Origin of the sequence: Paenibacillus sp. RC67 (genome assembly GCF_030020805.1) — a bacterium.
In the GTDB taxonomy this organism is placed as follows: Bacteria; Bacillota; Bacilli; order Paenibacillales; family NBRC-103111; genus Paenibacillus_S.
The window spans coordinates 7,262,501-7,282,104 of the sequence record NZ_CP125098.1; the positions used below are offsets into that span (position 1 = coordinate 7,262,501).

22 protein-coding genes (1 of these 22 cut by a window edge) are annotated in these 19,604 nt (G+C 48.0%); 10 read left to right on the plus strand and 12 right to left on the minus strand.

What is annotated here, in order from left to right; all coding sequences use genetic code 11:
* The 7 genes from tsaD to QMA13_RS32825 form a co-directional block, all read right to left on the minus strand.
* A protein-coding gene (tsaD, locus tag QMA13_RS32795) for a tRNA (adenosine(37)-N6)-threonylcarbamoyltransferase complex transferase subunit TsaD (protein ID WP_282937820.1) crosses the window boundary here: on the minus strand, window positions 1-872 show its 5' portion. The gene continues 193 nt to the left of window position 1, outside the view; only the first 872 of its 1,065 coding nucleotides appear in the window; it begins with the start codon at window positions 870-872; its stop codon lies beyond the left edge, outside the window.
* Entirely contained in the window at window positions 869-1,336 is a 468-nt protein-coding gene (gene rimI / locus QMA13_RS32800) for a ribosomal protein S18-alanine N-acetyltransferase (protein WP_481858263.1), read from the minus strand. The genes tsaD and rimI overlap by 4 nt, the downstream gene beginning before the upstream one ends.
* Window positions 1,337-1,404: 68 nt before the next feature.
* A complete protein-coding gene (gene tsaB / locus QMA13_RS32805; protein WP_282937822.1) occupies window positions 1,405-2,235 on the minus strand; it encodes a tRNA (adenosine(37)-N6)-threonylcarbamoyltransferase complex dimerization subunit type 1 TsaB in 831 nt (276 codons plus the stop codon).
* Entirely contained in the window at window positions 2,232-2,717 is a 486-nt protein-coding gene (tsaE, locus tag QMA13_RS32810; protein ID WP_282937823.1) for a tRNA (adenosine(37)-N6)-threonylcarbamoyltransferase complex ATPase subunit type 1 TsaE, read from the minus strand. Before tsaE ends, tsaB begins: the two co-directional genes overlap by 4 nt.
* Before the next feature lie 15 nt (window positions 2,718-2,732).
* Window positions 2,733-3,764: a thiamine-phosphate kinase gene (gene thiL, locus QMA13_RS32815; RefSeq protein ID WP_282937824.1), complete on the minus strand. Its 1,032-nt coding sequence runs from the start codon at window positions 3,762-3,764 to the stop codon at window positions 2,733-2,735.
* 199 nt (window positions 3,765-3,963) lie between these two features.
* Window positions 3,964-4,146, minus strand: coding sequence for an H-type small acid-soluble spore protein (locus tag QMA13_RS32820; RefSeq protein WP_282937825.1), 183 nt, complete (start codon window positions 4,144-4,146; stop codon window positions 3,964-3,966).
* Window positions 4,147-4,222: 76 nt separating this feature from the next.
* A complete protein-coding gene (locus QMA13_RS32825; RefSeq protein ID WP_282943712.1) occupies window positions 4,223-4,492 on the minus strand; it encodes a hypothetical protein in 270 nt (89 codons plus the stop codon).
* Window positions 4,493-4,658: 166 nt separating this feature from the next.
* Here QMA13_RS32825 and ku point away from each other — a divergent pair, with 166 nt between their 5' ends.
* The gene (ku, locus tag QMA13_RS32830) at window positions 4,659-5,504 is read left to right on the plus strand and encodes a non-homologous end joining protein Ku (protein WP_282937826.1); all 846 of its coding nucleotides are present in this window, start codon (window positions 4,659-4,661) and stop codon (window positions 5,502-5,504) included.
* Between the two features lie 72 nt (window positions 5,505-5,576).
* Here the strand turns inward: ku and QMA13_RS32835 are convergent, their stop codons facing one another.
* From QMA13_RS32835 to chrS, 3 genes are all read right to left on the minus strand, one after another.
* Window positions 5,577-6,512, minus strand: a complete 936-nt coding sequence (locus QMA13_RS32835; RefSeq protein ID WP_282937827.1) for an ATP-dependent DNA ligase — start codon at window positions 6,510-6,512, stop codon at window positions 5,577-5,579.
* Between the two features lie 92 nt (window positions 6,513-6,604).
* Window positions 6,605-7,150, minus strand: coding sequence for a chromate transporter (locus QMA13_RS32840; RefSeq protein WP_282937828.1), 546 nt, complete (start codon window positions 7,148-7,150; stop codon window positions 6,605-6,607).
* A 26-nt stretch (window positions 7,151-7,176) separates the two neighbouring features.
* Window positions 7,177-7,659, minus strand: coding sequence for a chromate efflux transcriptional regulator ChrS (gene chrS / locus QMA13_RS32845; protein WP_282937829.1), 483 nt, complete (start codon window positions 7,657-7,659; stop codon window positions 7,177-7,179).
* 247 nt (window positions 7,660-7,906) lie between these two features.
* Here chrS and ggt point away from each other — a divergent pair, with 247 nt between their 5' ends.
* Window positions 7,907-9,490, plus strand: a complete 1,584-nt coding sequence (gene ggt, locus QMA13_RS32850; protein ID WP_282937830.1) for a gamma-glutamyltransferase — start codon at window positions 7,907-7,909, stop codon at window positions 9,488-9,490.
* Window positions 9,491-9,670: 180 nt separating this feature from the next.
* Window positions 9,671-10,570, plus strand: a complete 900-nt coding sequence (locus tag QMA13_RS32855) for a DNA polymerase domain-containing protein (RefSeq protein ID WP_282937831.1) — start codon at window positions 9,671-9,673, stop codon at window positions 10,568-10,570.
* Window positions 10,571-10,574: 4 nt separating this feature from the next.
* On the opposite strand, the gene cls is transcribed toward QMA13_RS32855, so the two are convergent.
* Window positions 10,575-12,005, minus strand: a complete 1,431-nt coding sequence (gene cls / locus QMA13_RS32860) for a cardiolipin synthase (protein WP_282937832.1) — start codon at window positions 12,003-12,005, stop codon at window positions 10,575-10,577.
* A 188-nt stretch (window positions 12,006-12,193) separates the two neighbouring features.
* Between cls and QMA13_RS32865 the strand changes: the two genes are divergently transcribed.
* Genes QMA13_RS32865 through QMA13_RS32880 form a run of 4 tightly spaced genes read left to right on the plus strand, consistent with a single transcriptional unit; the run spans window position 12,194 to window position 16,683 of the window.
* Window positions 12,194-13,819, plus strand: coding sequence for a spore germination protein (locus QMA13_RS32865; protein ID WP_282937833.1), 1,626 nt, complete (start codon window positions 12,194-12,196; stop codon window positions 13,817-13,819).
* Window positions 13,819-14,994: a Ger(x)C family spore germination protein gene (locus QMA13_RS32870; protein WP_282937834.1), complete on the plus strand. Its 1,176-nt coding sequence runs from the start codon at window positions 13,819-13,821 to the stop codon at window positions 14,992-14,994. Before QMA13_RS32865 ends, QMA13_RS32870 begins: the two co-directional genes overlap by 1 nt.
* Window positions 14,991-15,221: a hypothetical protein gene (locus tag QMA13_RS32875; protein WP_282937835.1), complete on the plus strand. Its 231-nt coding sequence runs from the start codon at window positions 14,991-14,993 to the stop codon at window positions 15,219-15,221. Before QMA13_RS32870 ends, QMA13_RS32875 begins: the two co-directional genes overlap by 4 nt.
* Before the next feature lie 31 nt (window positions 15,222-15,252).
* The gene (locus QMA13_RS32880; RefSeq protein WP_282937836.1) at window positions 15,253-16,683 is read left to right on the plus strand and encodes a GerAB/ArcD/ProY family transporter; all 1,431 of its coding nucleotides are present in this window, start codon (window positions 15,253-15,255) and stop codon (window positions 16,681-16,683) included.
* A gap of 8 nt (window positions 16,684-16,691) precedes the next feature.
* On the opposite strand, the gene QMA13_RS32885 is transcribed toward QMA13_RS32880, so the two are convergent.
* The gene (locus QMA13_RS32885) at window positions 16,692-17,087 is read right to left on the minus strand and encodes a hypothetical protein (protein WP_282937837.1); all 396 of its coding nucleotides are present in this window, start codon (window positions 17,085-17,087) and stop codon (window positions 16,692-16,694) included.
* 15 nt (window positions 17,088-17,102) lie between these two features.
* Here QMA13_RS32885 and QMA13_RS32890 point away from each other — a divergent pair, with 15 nt between their 5' ends.
* The 3 genes from QMA13_RS32890 (at window position 17,103) to QMA13_RS32900 (ending at window position 19,439) form a co-directional block, all read left to right on the plus strand.
* Window positions 17,103-18,146: a M23 family metallopeptidase gene (locus QMA13_RS32890; RefSeq protein ID WP_282937838.1), complete on the plus strand. Its 1,044-nt coding sequence runs from the start codon at window positions 17,103-17,105 to the stop codon at window positions 18,144-18,146.
* A gap of 41 nt (window positions 18,147-18,187) precedes the next feature.
* Window positions 18,188-18,580, plus strand: a complete 393-nt coding sequence (locus QMA13_RS32895; protein WP_282937839.1) for a bactofilin family protein — start codon at window positions 18,188-18,190, stop codon at window positions 18,578-18,580.
* A 112-nt stretch (window positions 18,581-18,692) separates the two neighbouring features.
* Complete coding sequence (locus QMA13_RS32900) at window positions 18,693-19,439, plus strand: HAD family hydrolase (protein WP_282937840.1); 747 nt, start codon at window positions 18,693-18,695, stop codon at window positions 19,437-19,439.
* Window positions 19,440-19,604 lie beyond the last annotated feature (165 nt).

Genomic DNA, 19,604 nt, shown 5'->3' on the forward strand with positions numbered 1-19,604 from the left:
TTGTTGGCGGCGACTCCGCCCGCCAACAGCAGCTGCTTTGCGCCGTAGGCTTGAACGGCGCGGCTAGCCTTCTCCACCAGGACGTCGATTACCGAGTCCTGGAAGCCCTTGGCTACAGCTTGCGGCGCAAGCTGCTGGCCCTTCATGTTGGCCTGATTTAGCACGGCCAACACAGCCGATTTCAGCCCGCTGAAGCTGAAATCATAGGAATCCGGCTCCAGCCAGGCGCGAGGAAGAGGCACCGCCTCTTCTCCTTCATGGGCTAGCCGGTCAATATGAGGGCCGCCGGGATACGGCAGCTTAAGCGCCCGTGCAACCTTGTCATAAGCTTCGCCAGCAGCATCGTCCCTCGTTTGGCCGATGATTCGGAAGCTGCCTTCGGATTCCACATACACCAGCTCCGTATGACCTCCGGAAACGACAAGGGTAACCAAAGGATACTGCAGCTCATGAACGAGCTGGTTCGCATAAATATGCCCTGCGATATGATGAACACTGATCAACGGAAGCTCTAATGCGCATGCCAACGATTTGGCAGCCACAAGTCCGACAAGCAGAGCGCCTACCATGCCCGGTCCCTGTGTGACTGCAATGGCCGACAAATCGGCTGGACGCAGCTTCGCTTCCTCGAAGGCTTGCTCTATGATCCAAGTAATGCTCTCCACATGCTGTCTCGATGCTACCTCGGGAACAACACCACCGAACCGCTTATGGGTTTCGATCTGACTGGACACCACATTCGACAAGATAATAGTTCCGTCCTGAACAATAGCCACCGAAGTCTCGTCGCAGCTTGTCTCAATAGCTAGTATATAAGTCGGTTTCTGTTGGGCGAGAGCTTCATCCCGCTCCAGCGAATCATTTGTTTTCATGACAAATCCCCTGTTAATTCATTCAAATTATGATTATATTTCGGCAGATCCGCCCACATGATCATCGCATCTTCCTTATTGTCGGTATAATAGCCGCGACGCAGACCTACGGAATAAAAGCCCAGCTTTTCATACAAGCCTATGGCAATATGATTGGAAGGACGAACCTCCAATGTCATGCGAACAGCGCCGAAGAAGCTGGCCGTTTTTTGCAGCTCGCGCATTAAACGTTCACCAAGCTTCTTGCCTCGATATTGCTTCCTGACTGCTACATTAGTTACATGTGCTTCTTCCATAATGAGCCACATCCCGCCATAGCCTGCAACCTCTCCGTCGCATTCCATCACCATATAGCGGGCAAACTGGTTGTTTGTTAATTCATTCTGAAACGCCCCTGCCGTCCAAGGTGTCGTGAACGCTTCTTGCTCTATATCGCATATGGCCGGAATATCTTCCATTTGCATAGAACGAAATTCCAAAGGACCTAATGCTTCATCCTTTTGCTCTAGTTGATCCAACCGAGAAGCCTCCCTTACGATTTTTGGGCCAATAATTTAGCTTCTGCTTCAGGCAGCTGTGTATAATTGGGCACTAGTCCATGAGGAGCTTCAGTTCGCCCTTCGCTCCAACGGACCTGTGCAAGCTCGGCCATATGACGCGCTCTAATCTCATGCTGCAGTTCGGCTGCTTCCCCTTCCCAATCTAAAAAAAAACGTTGAAGTACTTCTCCATGCAGCTTCGTTTCACCTGCGAATATAATACAATCCGGCTTGTTCCCGTTGCCCGATTGCGTCCACTGGAGTAATTGTTCCGTCCATGTTGACATTAAACGGATACTGTCCGACTCCAAACAGCTCCATTGTTGATTCGACACCTGATAAAGCCCCGTAAATGCTTGTCCACGACGCGCTTCAATCATAGGAACGATCCATAAAGTCCGAGCTTGATTCTGAACGGTTTCTAGGGCGCTGAGCTTTGAACCACCATCTCTTTCATGAACGGACTCGCCTAATAAATAAGCTTCGGCCGCTCCAAGCGCCATGGTCTCCAAGCTAGAAACGGCAAGCAAAGCCATCCCATGTGTCCATGCAAAAGTTTTGGCTGCTGTCACCCCAATACGCACACCGGTGTAGGAACCCGGACCGACACCAACACCAAAAGCATTAAGCTCCTTTGCAGATAGGCCAGCAGCGGTTAACAGCTGTTGAATTTGCGGAAGCAAATGAATGGAATGATTTCGCTCCGCTTTAGAGTTTATTTCGCCGAGCAGCTCACTACCGCGTACTAAGGCAAGCGACATTGAGCTGGTTGACGTATCAACGGCAAGCAAGGTGCCTTGTAAAGCATTCTGTGTATTCGTCATAGCAATATTTTGTTCTCCTTTAATTCTGTGCACCACTGTTCATAAGGCTGACCATGAGGGGCCAATCGGAAAACCCGTTCCGTATCACCAACGTTTTCAATCGTAATAGCCAGCCTGTCGGGAGGCAGCAAATCAACGATGAGCGAAGACCACTCCACTAAAGTAACGCCTTCCCCGTAGAAATACTCGTCTAACCCAAGCTCATCCGCTTCATCCTGAGATAAGCGATACACATCCATATGATAAAAGGGAAGATGATCCCCCATATATTCTTTAATAATAGTAAACGTGGGACTGTTCACGACATGACGCACCCCGATTGCTTTAGCTACCGCTTGGGAAAGTGCGGTTTTCCCGGCACCTAGGTCGCCATCCAGCGTTATTACGGTACCCGGCACAAAATGGCGGGCAAGTTGCGCGGCCAGCTGAGCGGTTTGCTCTAAATTGTCAGCATGATATTGATATGAGGCCGATTCAGTCAATTGGGATCCATCCCTTCAAAAATGATTATACCCTTTTTTCTCAATAGGTAAGACGTATCCGCTGCTTTGCACAAGACGAACACCCTTCGTTTCGGCATTTACATAACCGATTATATGAAGCGTGAGACCCGCTTCCTTAAATTTCATTTGCATCGTAATGGCATGCTCGGCCTGCATAGTACCTACTAATTGGTAATCCTCACCACCGAACAAAACGAAATCAAGAGGATCCTTCTCAACCTGCTGCGAATAAGACATCAGCTCATCCGCTATCGGAATACGGTCCTCTATGAGATCAATGCCGATGTCCGAAGCCTCAGCAATTTCCCAAGCTTCACTAGCCAAACCGTCACTCACATCATTTAAGGCATGACAAACACCCGATCTCTGCAGTAGTTGTCCCGCTTCAACCTGCGGCTCCGGCCTGCAGTGTGCCTGAATAAGGGTTTGCCTGCTCGCCCAGTTGAGGTCATCATTCCACTGTTTATTAGGAATGTTTTGGGTAAGCAGAAAATCAAGACCTGCCGCAGATCGCCCCAGCTCTCCCGTGGTAAAAAGCACATCCCCCGGCTTCGCAGCGGATCGCAGTAAAGCTTTACCTGCCTCGACCTCGCCTATTACGGTTACCGATACTGTAATCCCTCCTGCCGATGAAGTCGTGTCTCCGCCAACAATCACGACACTCCAACGATTTGCGCATTCGTACAATCCCTCATAGATTTCTTCAATCCTGGTCTGGGACGTACCTTTAGGAAAGCTCACAGCAACTAACGCGTAGCGAGGGATCGCTCCCATGGCCGCAATATCGCTTACAGCTGCCGCCATCGCTTTGAAACCGATATCCTGATTACGCATCGTGATATCTTTAAAATGGATTTGCTCTGTCATCGTATCGCAAGTCATAACGAGCTGACAGCCGGGTGTCAGATGTGCCACCGCAGCATCGTCTCCGATTCCGATTTCTACGCCGCTAGCCTGTTGGAAAGCTGACGACTGCTTGCCCTGTGTAAGCCTGTGAATAAGTGCAAATTCATCTAAAGAACTCAATCTTAAACCGCCTCCGTACGTTGTTCTCCCTATTATAGCCCTCTGCCCCATACGTAGCAATACACTGCCGCGACGTGAGCAAGCCTCTATCGAGGCCTTTCAAAGATGAGCGGCCGGGTTCTATGGCTGGTTTTATCGCCAAATAAAAAAAGCCCTGCCCTCAAGTGCTAAAAGCACTTAAAGGCAGGGCTGCAAGCTTTTATTGAATTTCTTGCAGCTCTTTCACAGGAACGACCCTGGAGTCAGCCGGTTGAAGCTCCACATGAACCTTTGCCATTTCTTTCTCAGGGTCCACACTGTCAATCCATACGGAGACACCGTTCAGCTCCACATCGATCTTGGCTTCAGACTGCAAAATTTCTTGAGCGCGATATAGCTTCATCCAAGTTACACCCCCTCAAACCTCTGCTTTATTTTACAGTAAATCATTTTTGATACTACGAAGATACGAGGAGTCTTCATGAATCCGATTTTTCTTCGTGAAGGACGGACTCGGGATGATCCATCGTATCGGTAGTGGATTCCTCAATAAGACCATTTTTAAGACTGACATAGCCTCCACCCAATCCCTCGTTAACCATCCGGTCTATATCCATAAAATAGTCTTCCCGGCCTTGATGATGCGTATCGGTCGCACTCGACTGTTCAGTAGTCAAGGCAGCAGCCTCATCTTCTTCATTTTGAGCAGCTTTTTGCCCCGCTGTTAACGAGTTATTGTCATTATCCATAGGTTGGCTCCTCCTTTGTCGGCAGCGACGACGTTGTTTCATCACATCACGCTTATTTGTAGCATGTCCCTCCCTTTACCACGTTCATTCATACACAATTGCCCATTTGGGGATACTGTTATTAGGAGACACAAAATGAGGAAAAGGCACTCTAAGGAGGAATACTATGCATACAGTATGGAAAGGGGCCATCAGCTTCGGTCTGGTGCACGTCCCTGTCAAAATGTTTTCGGCTACCGAGGATAAAGATATTTCGATGCGCTATATTCACAAGGAATGCACGACACCGCTCAATTTTGTGAGGAAATGCCTTACTTGCGAACGTGAGGTCGAATGGGAGGAAATAGCCAGAGGCTATGAATACGAGCCCGGCTCCTTCGTATTATTTGAAAAGGATGAGTTGGAGAAGCTGAACGGAGAAGTCACGAAAGAAATTAAAATACTCGATTTCGTCCAGCTCACCGATATCGATCCGATTTACTTTCAAAAAACATATTATTTGGCACCAAATGAAACAGGAGCTAACGCCTACAATCTTCTGCTGGAAGCTATGAAGCAAACGGGCAAAATCGGCATCGCCAAAGTATCCATCCGTTCCAAAAGCAGCTTGGCTGCTGTGCGTGTTATAGATAATTGTATTGCCATGGAGACCATATTTTACCCCGATGAAATCCGCTCCATAGATCAAGTGCCCAATTTGCCGGAGCAGAGCAATGTGAACGATAAAGAGCTGCAAATGGCCAAAATGCTGATCGAGCAACTAACAACCCCTTTTGAGCCGGAAAAATATAAAGATGATTATCGTGAATCCCTCCTTCTTGCCATAGAGCAAAAAGTAAACGGTCAGCAGGTCAGTGTAGCCCCTGAGCCGCATAAAACGAACGTCATCGATCTGATGTCTGCGCTGCAGGCCAGCCTGGACGCCATGAAGCCAATGCCCGAAACCGATGCCCCTTCTAAAGAGAAAAAGCCAAAAGCAAAACGAAAAGTTAAAGAAGAAACCGTCTCATGATCTGCATGAACAAGATGGCAGAAAAAAGCCGACATGTCCGGTAGGGTACCGTATTGTCGGCTTTGCTTCTCTTTATAACCTACACTCCAAAGGTGGAACGTCAACAAATGATTGAATGCTTGGCTGGCGCAGTGTCCTATTGTGAGTCCACTCCATAAAGTGAACCTTAACCGTAAGAACAGGCTCTATCCATACTGCTTCCTTGCTTCTTTCCGGGTTATTAATGAATGGTTTGTTATCAAGCTTAAGTTGATCTACTTTCTCCGTTACTGTCTTCCAATCTTGTACAGTCATCTTGCCTGCACCCGCATGACCTATGTACCAGAGCTTTCCTTCTTCATCATATAAACCGAGCAGCAGTGCGTTCACCGTGCCTGCCCTATAAGTCACTCCTCCCACAACAGCAATCGTGTCCTGGAACAGCTTCTTTTTCATCCATCGCCGATCTTTGCCCCGAAAAGCGTAGGCGCTGTTCAAATCCTTGCATACAATCCCTTCCAGCTGATGCTGCTTGACGACTTCATAAAGGCCGCCGATTTCCTTATAGCTAGGAACCAGCTGTACTTGCGGTATAGGACTAATAATTTGCTCCAATATTTGCTGCCGTTGACGAAGACTTTGACCGTTCACCCATTCTCCATTAACAAATAGAACGTCAAATATCATGTACACTATTGGTATATGCGGCTGTACGGTTCTTACCTTCTGTGCGCTTCGCAAGCCATCACGTTTCATAACTTGATGAAATGAAGGCTTCATTCCCTCAAGTGAAACAACCTCTCCGTCCAAAATAACGGATTCTGCCGTGCAATAGGCTTTTACGTCCTGCAGCTCAGGATACTGCATCGTCCGTTCATTGAGCCTTCGGTTAATCAATCTAGCTTGGGTTCCATCATAATAGGTTAACATACGGACGCCGTCCCATTTGACCTGAGCTATCCATTCTTCTCCCTCCGGGAGCTTATCTGTTGAAACCGGCTCAAAAGGAATAATCGGTTCTAATTGCATAACTTCCTCCGGAAAACTAGTCTTTTCCAAAGTATGGACAAACTATCGCCGGATCATTCTGAAGCTGCCTCTTGCAACCTCTCCTTTTAAGCTTAGCCTCTAAAAAAGATCGCCCCTACTACTAATGAAGCTATGATTCCCCAAGCGGCATTCACGTTCAAATATTGCACCATGACGAAATAGCCAGCGCCCAGCAAAAAAGGCAGAAAGCTGACTATGCCCTCACTCGGTTTGAATACATACTTGGCAAAATCAAAAGCAAGCATCGCCATCATGACAAAAATAACGGGCTGCACTCCTTTGATCATTCCGCGTATGATGGGGTTGTTCTGCAGCTTCATCATCACGCCTACGAGTGCAACCATCAATAAAGCCGTCGGCAATACGACCGCAGACAGCGCGACGAATGCGCCCAGCCAGCCTGCGATTTTAAATCCGATATAAGCAGCCAGCTTCGTAGCGATAGGTCCAGGAAGGGCATTACCAAAGGCCAAAGCGTTCCCGAATTCCTCCGGGCTCATCCATCCCATCCTCACAACCTCATTCTGGTAAAGCGGAATAATGGACGGTCCGCCGCCGTATCCGAGCATTGTAGCTCTTCCAAAAGCAATAAATAAATTCCATAACGTCATCCACATAGCTGTTCTCCTTCTTTTCCTAAAACTTAAAGCTTCATTCCCATTCGGCTTTTATACCGTTTAATTAGCATTTGGCAGTCTACACTAACAATGCCTGGCATCGTATACAGCTTCTCAACAAGGAACTTCTCCATCTGCTGAAAATCATTGAAAATCCCATGCATATGAAGCTTGCTGGGTCCTGTCATATGATACAGGCTCGTGACCTCTGTCTCTTGGGAAAGCTTCTCCGCAACCTGCTGTAAATACTGAGGCTCAATGTCCACATTAAAAAAGGTGGAGACGCTCATGCCGATCCGCCCCGGATTGATTACAGCGGTAAATTTCTCGATAACTCCCTGTTCCATTAAAGAGCTGATCCGTGCTTGTACGGCAACTCGGGAAAGCCCGATATCTTTGCCTAAGTCCGTGTAAGAAATTCTACCGTTATCATGCAGCGCATCTAAAATTTTACGATCGTATTCATCCAATTCAACAACAGGCTGTAAAGGAACGATCAGTTGATCCACTATAAATCACCACTTTCATTTCGTAATAAGTATTACTTCATAATCGTTCGAAACGTAAGAATAAAACCAATTATAACTATCATATGATGGGCTGTAAATAAATTTTCAATCATAATGAAAATTATTATTGTCTGCTAAACATGAACTATGTTAATGTTTAACATATCACATTACCGTATTAAATATGTCATTATACATAACACAAACTTCACTAATATTTGATTTCAAAGCAAAGGAGCTCACCTGCATGAACCGATCCGTCATCGGAACGAAAACGATGGTTGTAAGTCCTCACTATTTGGCTTCTATGGCAGGCAGCCGTATTCTTCAGCAAGGAGGCAACGCATACGATGCCGCCATCGCAATAAGCGCCTGTTTGGCGGTCGTGTATCCGCATATGACAGGCATCGGGGGAGATTCCTTTTGGTTGTGCTATAACACTCGCGAGGATGCGGTGCGAGCCTATAACGGCAGCGGCCGATCCGGCATGAGTGTAACAATGGATAAATATGCTGGAGAGGCGAGCATCCCTTTTCGCGGCGTGCGAAGTGCCATTACCGTCCCTGGCATGGTAGATAGCTGGGATGCCATACTCCGCGAATATGGCAGGCTAACGCTTTCGGACGTGCTTGAGCCCGCCATCGCATACGCCACCGAAGGATTTCCGATGACGAACGATCAATACCAGCATACCTTGAACAATTATGAGCTGCTATCGAGGATCCCGCATACCTCCACAATCTATACCCCCAATGGCAAGATCCCTCTACCGGGAGAACGCTTTGTTCAAAGTCACTTGGCGGCCAGCCTGCGTGAAATTGCGAAACATGGACGGGATGCTTTCTATACCGGAAAGCTGGCCCATTCCATCGCGTATTTCCTTACTGAGCAAGGAGGACTGCTTACGCTGGAGGACTTGGCCGCGCATCGCGGCAATTGGGTAACACCGGTATCCAGTTCGTACAGAGGATACACCGTTTATCAAGTGCCGCCCAATTCGCAAGGCTTCGTAGGTCTGATGGCTTTGAACATTTTGGAGCATTGCGATATGCAGCAAATCGAACATGGATCGTACGAGTATTACCATTTGCTAGTGGAGGCGCTGAAGCACAGCTTCCTCGATCGCAATGCCGTCCTGACCGATCCTGATTTCAGCCGCATTCCGCTGGATAAACTGCTGGATACAACCTACGCTCGCCAAGTGTACGATTCCATCTCGATGGAATCAGCAATGACGCCAGACGGCGGACGGCCTATGGGAAGCGATACGGCCTATGCAGCCGTTGTCGATGAAGATGGCAATGCTGTATCGTTTATCCAGAGCTTATACTTTGAGTTTGGTTCAGGTGTCGTTGCTGGAGAGACAGGAGTCCTACTGCAGAACAGAGGCTCCTTCTTTTCGCTCGACCCGGGACACATCAACTCCTTGCAGCCGAACAAACGATCCTTTCATACACTGATGCCCGCATTGGCTTGTAAGAATGGGAAGCCTGCCATTCTCTATGGAACTCAAGGCGGAGAAGGTCAGCCCCAGACGCAGACGGCTATCATTACTCGTATGATCGATTACGGTATGCACCCTCAGGAAGCCGTCAGCGAACCGCGGTTTGTATGGGGGCGCACTTGGGGGAATGCGTCGCAGGAGCTGAAGCTGGAGGGCCGAATTGATCCTGATGTAGCGGAACGTTTGGGCAATGCAGGCCATGAGGTGCGTACGGTGGAGGACTACGATCCCGTTATGGGGCATGCTCATGCCATACGCATCGATGACAAGGGCTTCCTGTACGGAGGAGTCGATCCCCGAAGCGACGGATTAAGCATTGGCTGGTAAGACGAAAGACCGGAACGGATCGTTATGAAGATCCTCCGGTCTTTTTCATGCGATTCAGTAAGCTTCATCTGTCCCTGTTCATGTTTGGATTCATTGCTCCACGACCATAATAGGGTAGAAACGCTTTCTTTCAGGCTAATCCAAACGAAACATCCCTATTTCTTGAGAGGAGTCATTCTTATGGCAACTACATCCAAGCACAGTAAAGGGACCGTCATCATTGAAGGGGAAGAAATTACGATCACGAATCCGAATAAGCTGCTATGGCCCGAGATGGGCATTACCAAAGTCATGTATTTGGAAAAGCTGCTTAAGCTAGCGCCCTACCTATTAGACTACACCCGCAATCGTTATTTGACGACGATCCGTTTTCCAAACGGCTATGCCGATAAATCGTTTTATCAAAAAAACGCTCCCGAGCCTATCCCCCATTTTGTTAAAACAGCGGTACTCGACGACATTAATTATGTACATTTGGATTCCATTCCCACCCTGCTTTGGCTGGGCAATTTGGCCTGCCTTGAATTCCATCCTTCCTTCCATCGGATAGGTGAGCAGTTGCCTGAAGAATGGCTGATAGACATCGACCCCACACTAGATCCCGAGCCGCGTATTATGGAGGCCGCAGAAGTAATAGGCGAAGCTCTCGATAAAATGAATATTCGCTCCATACCGAAAACCTCCGGGGCTACAGGAGTGCAAATCTATATCCCCATCGAGCGGCGTTACACCTTCGAGCAGCTGCGCAAAATCGGTTTTTTTGTCGCATCGTTTGCCGTACAGAAGCATCCACGCCTATTTACGATCGAGCGCTTGAAAAAAGATCGTGGCACGCTGATCTACTTCGATTATTTGCAGCACTGGTACGGCAAAACGCTGTCTGCTCCTTATACCCCGCGTGCGAGAAGGGATGCAACCGTGTCTACCCCCCTCCATTGGGAGGAAGTCGCCCGCCGCTGTGATCCACGCGAGTTCAACCTGCTTACGATAGAGCAGCGTCTTCAGGAGCAGGGCGATTTGATTAAGAAGGTCCCGCCGCAAAACTTGGATCAAGTGCTGGCTTTTATTCAATCGACTTAACCGCCTAGAACAGTGGCGACAGGAGCCTTGCAATCACTTCTTTACTTTTTTGCATCCGCGACCGTTTCTCGAACACCTCGAGCTTAAGCTCCTTGCTGTCCTTCAAATCCTGGAGGAAATCCGCTTCAAGGCGCTGGATCGATTCTTTGTCGAACAGCACCGCATTCATTTCGAAATTGCTAAAGAAGCTTCGCATATCCATGTTCGCCGTGCCGACGGACGCCAATACATCATCGATAATGATGACCTTGGCATGCATAAAGCCTTTTTCATACGAGTAAAAGCGGACCCCTGCCTGAAGCAACTCTTCAAAATACGATAACGAAGCATAGTTGACGACCTTCGAATCGGGACGCAAGGGATAGATGACCTTCACGTCCACACCGCTGATGGCCGCTGTTTTTAGCCCCATGCTGATGCTTGGATCAGGTACGAAGTATGGCGTAGTAATGAAGATGCGCTTCTTAGCCGTCGTTATCGCCCCGAAGTACATTTCCAAAATCGCATCCCAATGCGCATCCGGACCGCTGCTGATGATTTGCACCCGCTTCCTGCCCGTATTATCATGCTCCGGAAACAAGATGGAATCGGTCAGCTGCTTGCCGCTAACGAACTGCCAGTCGGTCAAAAAGGTATATTGCAACGAATACACTGCATCGCCAACGAGCTCCAAATGCGTGTCTCTCCAAAATCCAAGGTCCGGGTTTCCGCCCAAATACTCGTTACCTATATTAATACCGCCAAGAAATCCTTTCACACCATCCACCACTACAATTTTGCGATGATTCCGGTAATTCATTCGTTTATCGAAAAATGCGATCAGAGGCGGCAAAAATATATACGCTTCAACTCCAGCACTATGAAGCTCATTCAAGAATCGGCTTTCGAGCTTGTAGCTGCCTACCCCGTCAAAAATACACCGGACCTTCACACCCTCCTGCGCTTTGCGGATCAGCAATTGCTGAAATTTATGCCCCGTCTCATCATGTCGAATCGTATAAAACTCAAAATGAACATAGCACTGGGCTTGCTCAATCGCGTCCAGCATTGCAGCGTAAGCCATGTCCGCATTGGTCAGCACCTTCACTTCATTTTGTTGAGTAACCGAGGAGCTCGGGATATTGTTCAATAGCGCATGAAGTCTTGGCTCCCTGCACAATCCTTCCGCTTGAGGCGCCTCCTCCGTAGACTGCGCCGCCGCATACCGCCTTCCTTCGTGGCGTGGATCGTTCATGTAGCGCAAGCCTCTTCGCTGAACTTTTTTGCGGTGCGTATATTCCTTGGCTAAAAAATAATACATAACAAAGCCAATGATTGGAAAAATAAATAAAATAACCAGCCAAGCTACGGTTTTGGACGGATGCCGAAACTCATGAAATAAAATTGTGATGATTTGAAAAATAAACAGCAGCAGTGCGGTAACTAACCATATCACGGTTACCGTCCCTCCCTTCTCTAGGTTAGCCAGCCAAAACGATCCAATACCGTATTATTGTAATCCGTTCCCTTAGGAGCTATTCAGTTTTTGTATCCTTTTAGGACCTTATTCAAAAATAGTAAATAAAAATTCCTTTTTTGAGAAAAATAGTCGAAGGATGCCTTTACCAAATCAAGGAGGCCGACATGCTGAGATCGAGAAGCAAAAACAAACAAGCCGATAAGACCAAAAATCAGCAGCTGCAAAACTTCGATTATCAGTTTATCGATGAGCTTAAATCGATGCCGGTCTTTATTTCATTGGATGATAACAAAAACTATTTGAACGAGCTGTTTAAGGACTGCTCGGATTTTGTCATAAGGGAATTTCAGATCGAACACAGCTCCAAAGCACTCCTGTTTTTTATCGACGGTATGGTCAATACGGAATTTGTGAATGAAGCCATGAAGGCGCTCATGATATTGGAAGGCGAGGAGCAGCAGCTCGATCGCATTATCGAGATGACCTTGCCGGTTTCGCAGGTTCAGAAATCATCCGAATATGGAACTCTCTTAATGTCTATGTTGAGCGGGGATGCCGGCCTCATTGTCGATGGAAATAAAGAAGCTCTGATGATGGGCATTCGCGGTATGGAAAAGCGGTCCATACAGGAGCCGGAAACGGAATCCGTGATCCGCGGTCCCCGCGAAGGCTTCGTCGAGAATTTGCGAACCAATACGTCCATGGTCCGCAGGAAGCTCAAGACACCGAGACTCAAGATGAAGCCGATGATTCTCGGACGAGAAAGCAATACGAATATTGTCATTTCCTACATGGAGGATTTAGCCGATCCGAACTTGGTGGAAGAGGTACTATGCCGCCTGGAGAAGATTGATATCGATGCCGTATTGGAAACGGGATATTTGGAAGAATTCATACAGGATTCCGCCTATTCTCCGTTTCCTCAAGTTCAATACACGGAACGGCCGGACGTGGTCGCCTCCGCTCTGCTTCAAGGGCGTGTAGGGATTCTCGTCGATGGAACGCCCTTCGTGCTGATCGTCCCGTTCATTTTTGCAGAAGCGCTGCATTCTTCCGAGGATTATTACGAACGATTCCAAATTATGACATTAATTCGTTGGCTGCGGTATTCGCTGCTCATCTTGTCTCTGCTGACCCCCGGATTATATGTGGCCTTCACTACCTTCCATCAGGATCTACTGCCGACATCGCTGCTGCTATCAGTTGCAGCTTCAAGGGAGGCTATCCCCTTCCCTGCCGTCGTGGAGGCGTTCATTATGGAGGCCACGTTCGAAGCATTACGGGAGGCAGGCATTCGGCTGCCCAAAACCATTGGTTCCGCCGTCAGTATCCTGGGCGCCCTTGTTATTGGCCAAGCCGCTGTTCAAGCGGGAATCGTATCCGCTCCGATGGTTATCGTCGTTTCTTTGACTGGGATTGCATCTTTCACCATCCCCCGTTTTAACGCAGCGATCGCCGTTCGGATTTTACGTTTTCCCATCATGTTCGCAGCAGCTACCTTTGGTTTGTTTGGCATTCTCGTATGCGTCATGCTCATTTTGGGTCATATGGCTAACTTACGCTCCTTCGGGATTCCTTATCTCTCCCCTTATGGTCCTCTTTCATCTAACGATTTGAAGGACGTCCTGATTCGAGCACCGTGGTGGGCTATGAAAAACCGTCCGGCCTACATGTCGGTTCAGGATTCCATACGACTTGGGGACGAAGCAAGCAATGAAATCAAGGAGCAAGGCGGACAGAGAGGAATGTCCATCGAGCACAACAACAAGAACAAAGGGGACGTTCAATAATGAAACGGCATTGCGTTCGCTGCTTTCTTCTGGCTCTCTCGCTTGTCCTGCTTCCGGGATGCTGGGATAGAACGGAGATTAATGACGTAGCCTTTGTCGTATCGTCAGCGGTAGATCTGGAGCCGGACGGCAAAGTCCGAATCACCGTCATGGTACCCCTTCCGGGGCAAATGGGGGGAGCTACGGGCGGAGGCGGCGGAACAGGTGGAGAAAAAAGCTATTATCTGGACTCCGAGGTAGGAAGTACATTTAGGGAAGCCCAAGCCCGGCTGCAGGAGCGGATGTCACGCCGCATGTTCTTCGGTCATCGCAGAACACTCATCGTAGGAGAAGAAGTCACCAAGAAAGGAATCCGGGATTTATTCGATTCCTCGGCCCGCAATTCCGAGAACCGGATGTCATCTTATCTTATTGCCACAAAAGGCAAAGCCTACGATCTGCTGCTGTCGGCGCCCAAATTTGAAAGATTCCCTTCTGAAGTCATTCGGGAACTATCAAAGGCAGGCAACGTCATTGACATGAACATGAAAGACGTCGGTGTAGCTCTTAGTGCCCCAGGCAGCGATCCCGTAATGGTGTATATGGTGTCCAAGGACTCCGAAAAAAGCGAGAAAAAATCCAAGGAAATCGAAGTCAGGGGATACGTTCAATTCAAGAAGGACAAAATGATCGGCACGTTGGAGAATGAGGAGGCACAAGGCTTTTCTTGGCTGCGAAACGAATCCATTAAAACGATGGTGTCTATTTCTTCAGGCCAAACGCAAGGAGGAGTCGGGATACGTATTCAAGAGACTAGAACCAAGATTCGGCCAACCATCCAGAACCAGAAGCTTCATTTCAACATTCATCTGAAGGCCAAAGCCGTGCTCCTGGAGGATGAGATGCATCTTGACCTCAGTCAGCCTCGCAATGCTGAGAAAATAGAAAGAATGCTGAATGATTATATGAAAAATGCCATGAACAAAGTCATCGAGAAATGTAAAAAAAATCACGTGGATTCGGCTCAATTCGGCACTTACGTATGGAGAAGCTTCCCCGATGAGTGGAAAAAAGATTACGTACAGGAATGGCCTCAAGCTATGATTGATGCTGAATTCCATATTACCGTCGATAGCAAGCTCATCGAAACCGGCTTAATCTATCAAAATGTGACGAAGGAGAGCAACAAAAAATGAACTCGATCTTCGTGGTCTCCCTATTCGTTATCATGGTGATTACTTTCATATTTGATCATCGCAAATTGAAAAGTCAAAAAAAATCGCTGCGATGGTTCTACTATGGCATGTTTGCCATAACCTTTGCGGTCTACTTGTGCAGCATATCGGGAGTGCCGCTCCCGATGCCAACTGCTTTTTTCCTCCACAAAGTATCGCCATGGGTGTATTCCCTAATACAGCTATGAAGCAACTTATGAAAACGAAGCAGGTGAAGGTATGGATTCCAAACAGATCATTAACTACCGACAGATGGCGTGGCTTATCGCCTCACTGCTGACCGGAGGGGGACTTGTCAGCATTCAGCACGATTTAGTGCGCGTTGCCCGTATGGATGCATGGTTTACCTATATCATTCCGACCTTTTATGCGGCGATGATCGCGTTTGCTTTTTATAAGCTTGCGCAGCGGTTTCCAGGCAAAAATATTTTTGAAATCAACAAAATCATTATGGGAAAAGGGATTGGCTTACTCTTTAATCTGATTCTCATCTTCCACTTCTGGTTGCTGTTAATAAGGGACGTACGATCGTTCTGCAAATTCATGGGGACGATCCTGCTGCCCACTACACCTGAAGAAGTAGTCTTGTTTATCTTAGTTCTGCTCATTATGTATTTCGGCCGGACAAGCATAGAGGTCATTGCGAGAGTCAATGATATTTTCTTCCCCAATTTTGCTTTAACGATTTTATTACTGCCGCTCATGCTAACCAATGAATTGGATAAATCATTGATCGAGCCGATCTTAGCAGCTGATTCGATTAACGTCTTATATGGAAATATGCTGTCGCTTGGATGGTATGGAGATATATTCATCGCAGGAGCGTTTCTTCATACGATAAGTCAAATCAAACAAGTTCGATCAGCCATTCGTCATGGCGCCATTCTGTCATCACTGTTTCTCGGTATTTTTCTGTTGATGGAAGTGTTAGTGTTCGGCCCTGTCATTACAGGAAACCTTATCTATCCGAGCTATAATTTGGTTCAGCAAATTCATATTTCAGATTTCTTGGATCGGATGGACCTGCTGATATTGAGCATCTGGGCTCCTATTCTGTTCTGCAAGGACATATTAATTTATCTTGCTTTACTGACAGGCATCGCCAGTTTCGTGAAGCAGAGGGATTACAGCACCATCAATACTCCAGTCGGCTTTTTTGTATTGTTGACTTCCCTATTGGCCTTCAAAAATACAACCGAAGTATTCAGCTTCGGTAACTACAGTTCTTCCGTTATTGTGCTGAGCTATCAGCCGTTGATGCTTCTCCTGCTATTGGCTCTGGGGCGCCGATTCCCCATTCCCAGGACAAGCCAAAACAGTCCTTCACCATCGCCAGCTAATCAGGGCAATGGAGGTTCAGACCCGCCTGACAAGACCGGAGCTCCTGATGGTAATCATCAGGCCCCGAAACAGGGCAATCGATCAAGCACTTCATCAAAGGGATCACACAGTCCTTCGTACCATCGTTGGTCTCGTGTGAGCAATATTCTGCTATTGATTAGCTTGGTCTCCGTCGGAATAGGTCTTTGGGGTAGCGAGTATTATGCAACGATCGGTATAGGTTGCGGCTTTGTCTACGGGCTGGCAATGATCCTTGCCGTGATCAGCTCCTATATGGAGCTTGTTCAAGCAAGGCAGCAGCGAACCTGAGGACGTGGTTACTGTTGCTCGTATACCTCTATGCCGATCACTTTGTTCATGGGGATAAGGATGCTCAGTTCCTCTTCCTCATCTTCTCTGGAGACGACAATTTCGATAAAATCCGTTCCGTTGCGGACTAGTCCAGCTTGAAAGATGCCCGCATAGGTTGTGCGAATCAATATAAGCTCTCCTTCTATCTGCACCGGAGCTTTGCCGTTTGGATTCAACAGCACGATTTCTTGAAGGGTCGACGGTACATAATATTGTCCGTTCACGCGAATGTAGCGTTTGCCTACTTTTTGCAGCACGCCCGGCTCACTGGAGAATCCCTCCGCTTGAAGGGCAACATCGGCATTAAGATGCATATTAAGACGTTCCATAAGATTCATCCGGCTCATTTTCAAAAAGGACAAGCGAATTCCTCCTCCATGGTTGCATGGTTTCTACCAATGTATGCCACTGGCATTCGCAACATACCGAAAGGAGTTACCATGAGGTTCAAATGGTTTCAAACTAAGCTGACGTTCGTCATCATTCCCGAGGCGAATGAAAGTGTAATGAGAGTGAAAATGTCCCGCGCGGTTGTATACTCTGCTTTGCTTGCCGTCCTTCTATTAACAGGAACCGCAGCGTATGTGTATGTCATTCATTTCCATACTGTTGTGGCCACTCAGATGACGGAGACCAAACAGCAGGCGCACACAAGCCGACTGGAGCAGGATTTAACGAATAAAAACAAAGCGATCGAGCAGCTGCAGCATGAAATTTTCCAGCTCTCCAAGCAGGCGTCCGAAGTACGCACCAAAGTCGACGAAATGAAACAGCTCGAGAGTGAGCTAAAAAAGCTGACTCCTCTGGGCAGCGCCGCTTCCTTGGAGACTGCCCGGGAAGCGGCGGCGGTTGTAGTTGAAGGAGGCATGGGCGGACCAGCGCACCCTGTAACGATTTCACAGATGAGAACGCTCACGAAACAAACCCGGGAGCGTTACACCACTCTGCATCAGGAAATCAACGAGCTGAAGAAGCTATGGGCAGAGTCCAGGCAGACGCTGCTGGAGAAACGGGAGCTAGCTCTGCGGACACCCGGACTTTGGCCCACCAACTCGCATACCGTGACTTCCCCTTTCGGGTACCGCAAGGACCCTATAACGAGCAAGCTGAGCTTTCACCGTGGAATCGATATCGCCGGCAAAATGAACGACCCTGTCCTTGCCTCCGCTAAAGGTACTGCGGTAACCGTAGGGTACGACAAGTTTCACGGTCACCATATAGTACTGGAGCATGGAGGTGGGCTGCGAACCTGGTATATGCATTTAAATGAAGCACTTGTACAGCAGGGAGATCCGGTTGCACAGGGGCAGCAGATCGGCAAGCTTGGTACGACCGGGCGAAGTACGGGACCTCACTTGCATTACGAAATACTACAGGACGGCAAAAGCACCGATCCTAAGCCTTATTTGCCTGGATTATAATTCAATTCAAATATTCACTATTAATAGGAGGAGTTTATTCGATGGCCATGTTGAACAAAGCAAAGCCGCAGCGTCGTTCTGCAGGAACGGATACTTTAATCGGAGAAGGAACGTTATGGGAAGGAAGCTGCACTTCGGAAGCCGATATACGTATTGAAGGCGAGGTCGTCGGTGATTTGCGAATTTCCGGTGAGGTCGTTATCGGGGAAAAAGGTATCGTGCGTTCGGAAATTACAGCGAAGGACGTTACGATAGCCGGAAGGCTGGAAGGTACGGTAAAAGCAGAAGGGATTGTTCGAATTACGGCCACAGGCAAGCTTATCGGCACTGTCCAAGCCGGATCATTGATTATTGAAAAGGGCGCTGTCTTCCAAGGAACAAGCCAGATGAACGATGGAGCCGAAGATAGGATTTTCCCATGTGCCGTGGTATAATGAGGCTTACTTAGCGGCTTCGCTCATTTATTGTACGAAGTCTGCTAGGCTCAGACCTGCATCGGCAGAGCCTGAATGACCTATTTATGATCACGGAAAACGGAGACCTTCTATGAACAAACAAACAATCCTTTTCGATATGGATGATACACTGCTTTACTGTAATAAGTTTTTCGACCTGGTAGTCGAGCAGTTCTCCGACTTAATGGAAATGTGGTTCCATTCGTTCCACATCCCAATGGATGAAATCAAAAAAAAGCAGGCCGATATCGACCTGCAGCGCGTGGAGCAATCGGGCTTCGCACCCGATCACTTTCCTCAGTCGTTTATTGATACCTATGAGTTCTACTCCGAAATGACGGGAAGATTGAAAAGTGAGGCAGAGATTCTACAGCTGATGGAGCTGGGCCGTTCCGTATACGGTCACGACATTGAGCCTTATCCTTTCATGTATGAAACGTTAACCAGGTTAACGGAGGAAGGACACGAGTTGCATCTGTATACAGGCGGCGAGCCGCAGGTTCAAATGCGCAAAGTGACAGAAGCTGGTCTGGAGCGCTTTTTCGCCGATCGTATTCACATTACACGGCATAAAACGACCGAATATCTGGAATCCATTATCCGCAATAACCAGCTTGATCGCAAAGTTACCTGGATGATCGGCAATTCGCTTCGTACGGACATTACCCCTGCGTTGAAAAACGGGATTCATGCGATCTTTATGCCTGCTCTTCAGGAATGGGCGTTCAACAACGTGAAGATAGATACGGAGCCGCAAGGCGCGTTTCTTACCTTGTCTTCCCTTGCTGAAATACCTGATGCGATCCGCGGCTATTTGGAAAACGCAGCGACTGGTTAAAGCTGTCTCACAACGAGCCGACTCCGGAAGTAAAATCGACGTCAGCGTCAGCTTCGTTCTTTTCGGTGCAGGATCATTAGCCATCACTTCCGCAATGGCTTCTCCCAGCTTGCGGAGCAGAGCCCGCACCTCTTCATCCGATGTGAAAAATCTGGCCTGTCGATA

Coding starts and splice junctions, on each gene's coding strand:
- QMA13_RS32895 (WP_282937839.1), top strand. CDS start 18,188: ATGGCCATGTTGAACAAAGCAAAGCCGCAGCGTCGTTCTGCAGGAACG.
- rimI (WP_481858263.1), bottom strand. CDS start 1,336: ATGCAAATGGAAGATATTCCGGCCATATGCGATATAGAGCAAGAAGCG.
- QMA13_RS32840 (WP_282937828.1), bottom strand. CDS start 7,150: ATGTGGATGACGTTATGGAATTTATTTATTGCTTTTGGAAGAGCTACA.
- QMA13_RS32880 (WP_282937836.1), top strand. CDS start 15,253: ATGGATTCCAAACAGATCATTAACTACCGACAGATGGCGTGGCTTATC.
- QMA13_RS32865 (WP_282937833.1), top strand. CDS start 12,194: ATGCTGAGATCGAGAAGCAAAAACAAACAAGCCGATAAGACCAAAAAT.
- QMA13_RS32870 (WP_282937834.1), top strand. CDS start 13,819: ATGAAACGGCATTGCGTTCGCTGCTTTCTTCTGGCTCTCTCGCTTGTC.
- QMA13_RS32855 (WP_282937831.1), top strand. CDS start 9,671: ATGGCAACTACATCCAAGCACAGTAAAGGGACCGTCATCATTGAAGGG.
- ku (WP_282937826.1), top strand. CDS start 4,659: ATGCATACAGTATGGAAAGGGGCCATCAGCTTCGGTCTGGTGCACGTC.
- QMA13_RS32820 (WP_282937825.1), bottom strand. CDS start 4,146: ATGAAGCTATATCGCGCTCAAGAAATTTTGCAGTCTGAAGCCAAGATC.
- QMA13_RS32890 (WP_282937838.1), top strand. CDS start 17,103: ATGGTTGCATGGTTTCTACCAATGTATGCCACTGGCATTCGCAACATA.
- QMA13_RS32825 (WP_282943712.1), bottom strand. CDS start 4,492: ATGGATAATGACAATAACTCGTTAACAGCGGGGCAAAAAGCTGCTCAA.
- tsaB (WP_282937822.1), bottom strand. CDS start 2,235: ATGACGAATACACAGAATGCTTTACAAGGCACCTTGCTTGCCGTTGAT.
- QMA13_RS32900 (WP_282937840.1), top strand. CDS start 18,693: ATGAACAAACAAACAATCCTTTTCGATATGGATGATACACTGCTTTAC.
- QMA13_RS32875 (WP_282937835.1), top strand. CDS start 14,991: ATGAACTCGATCTTCGTGGTCTCCCTATTCGTTATCATGGTGATTACT.
- QMA13_RS32835 (WP_282937827.1), bottom strand. CDS start 6,512: ATGCAATTAGAACCGATTATTCCTTTTGAGCCGGTTTCAACAGATAAG.
- ggt (WP_282937830.1), top strand. CDS start 7,907: ATGAACCGATCCGTCATCGGAACGAAAACGATGGTTGTAAGTCCTCAC.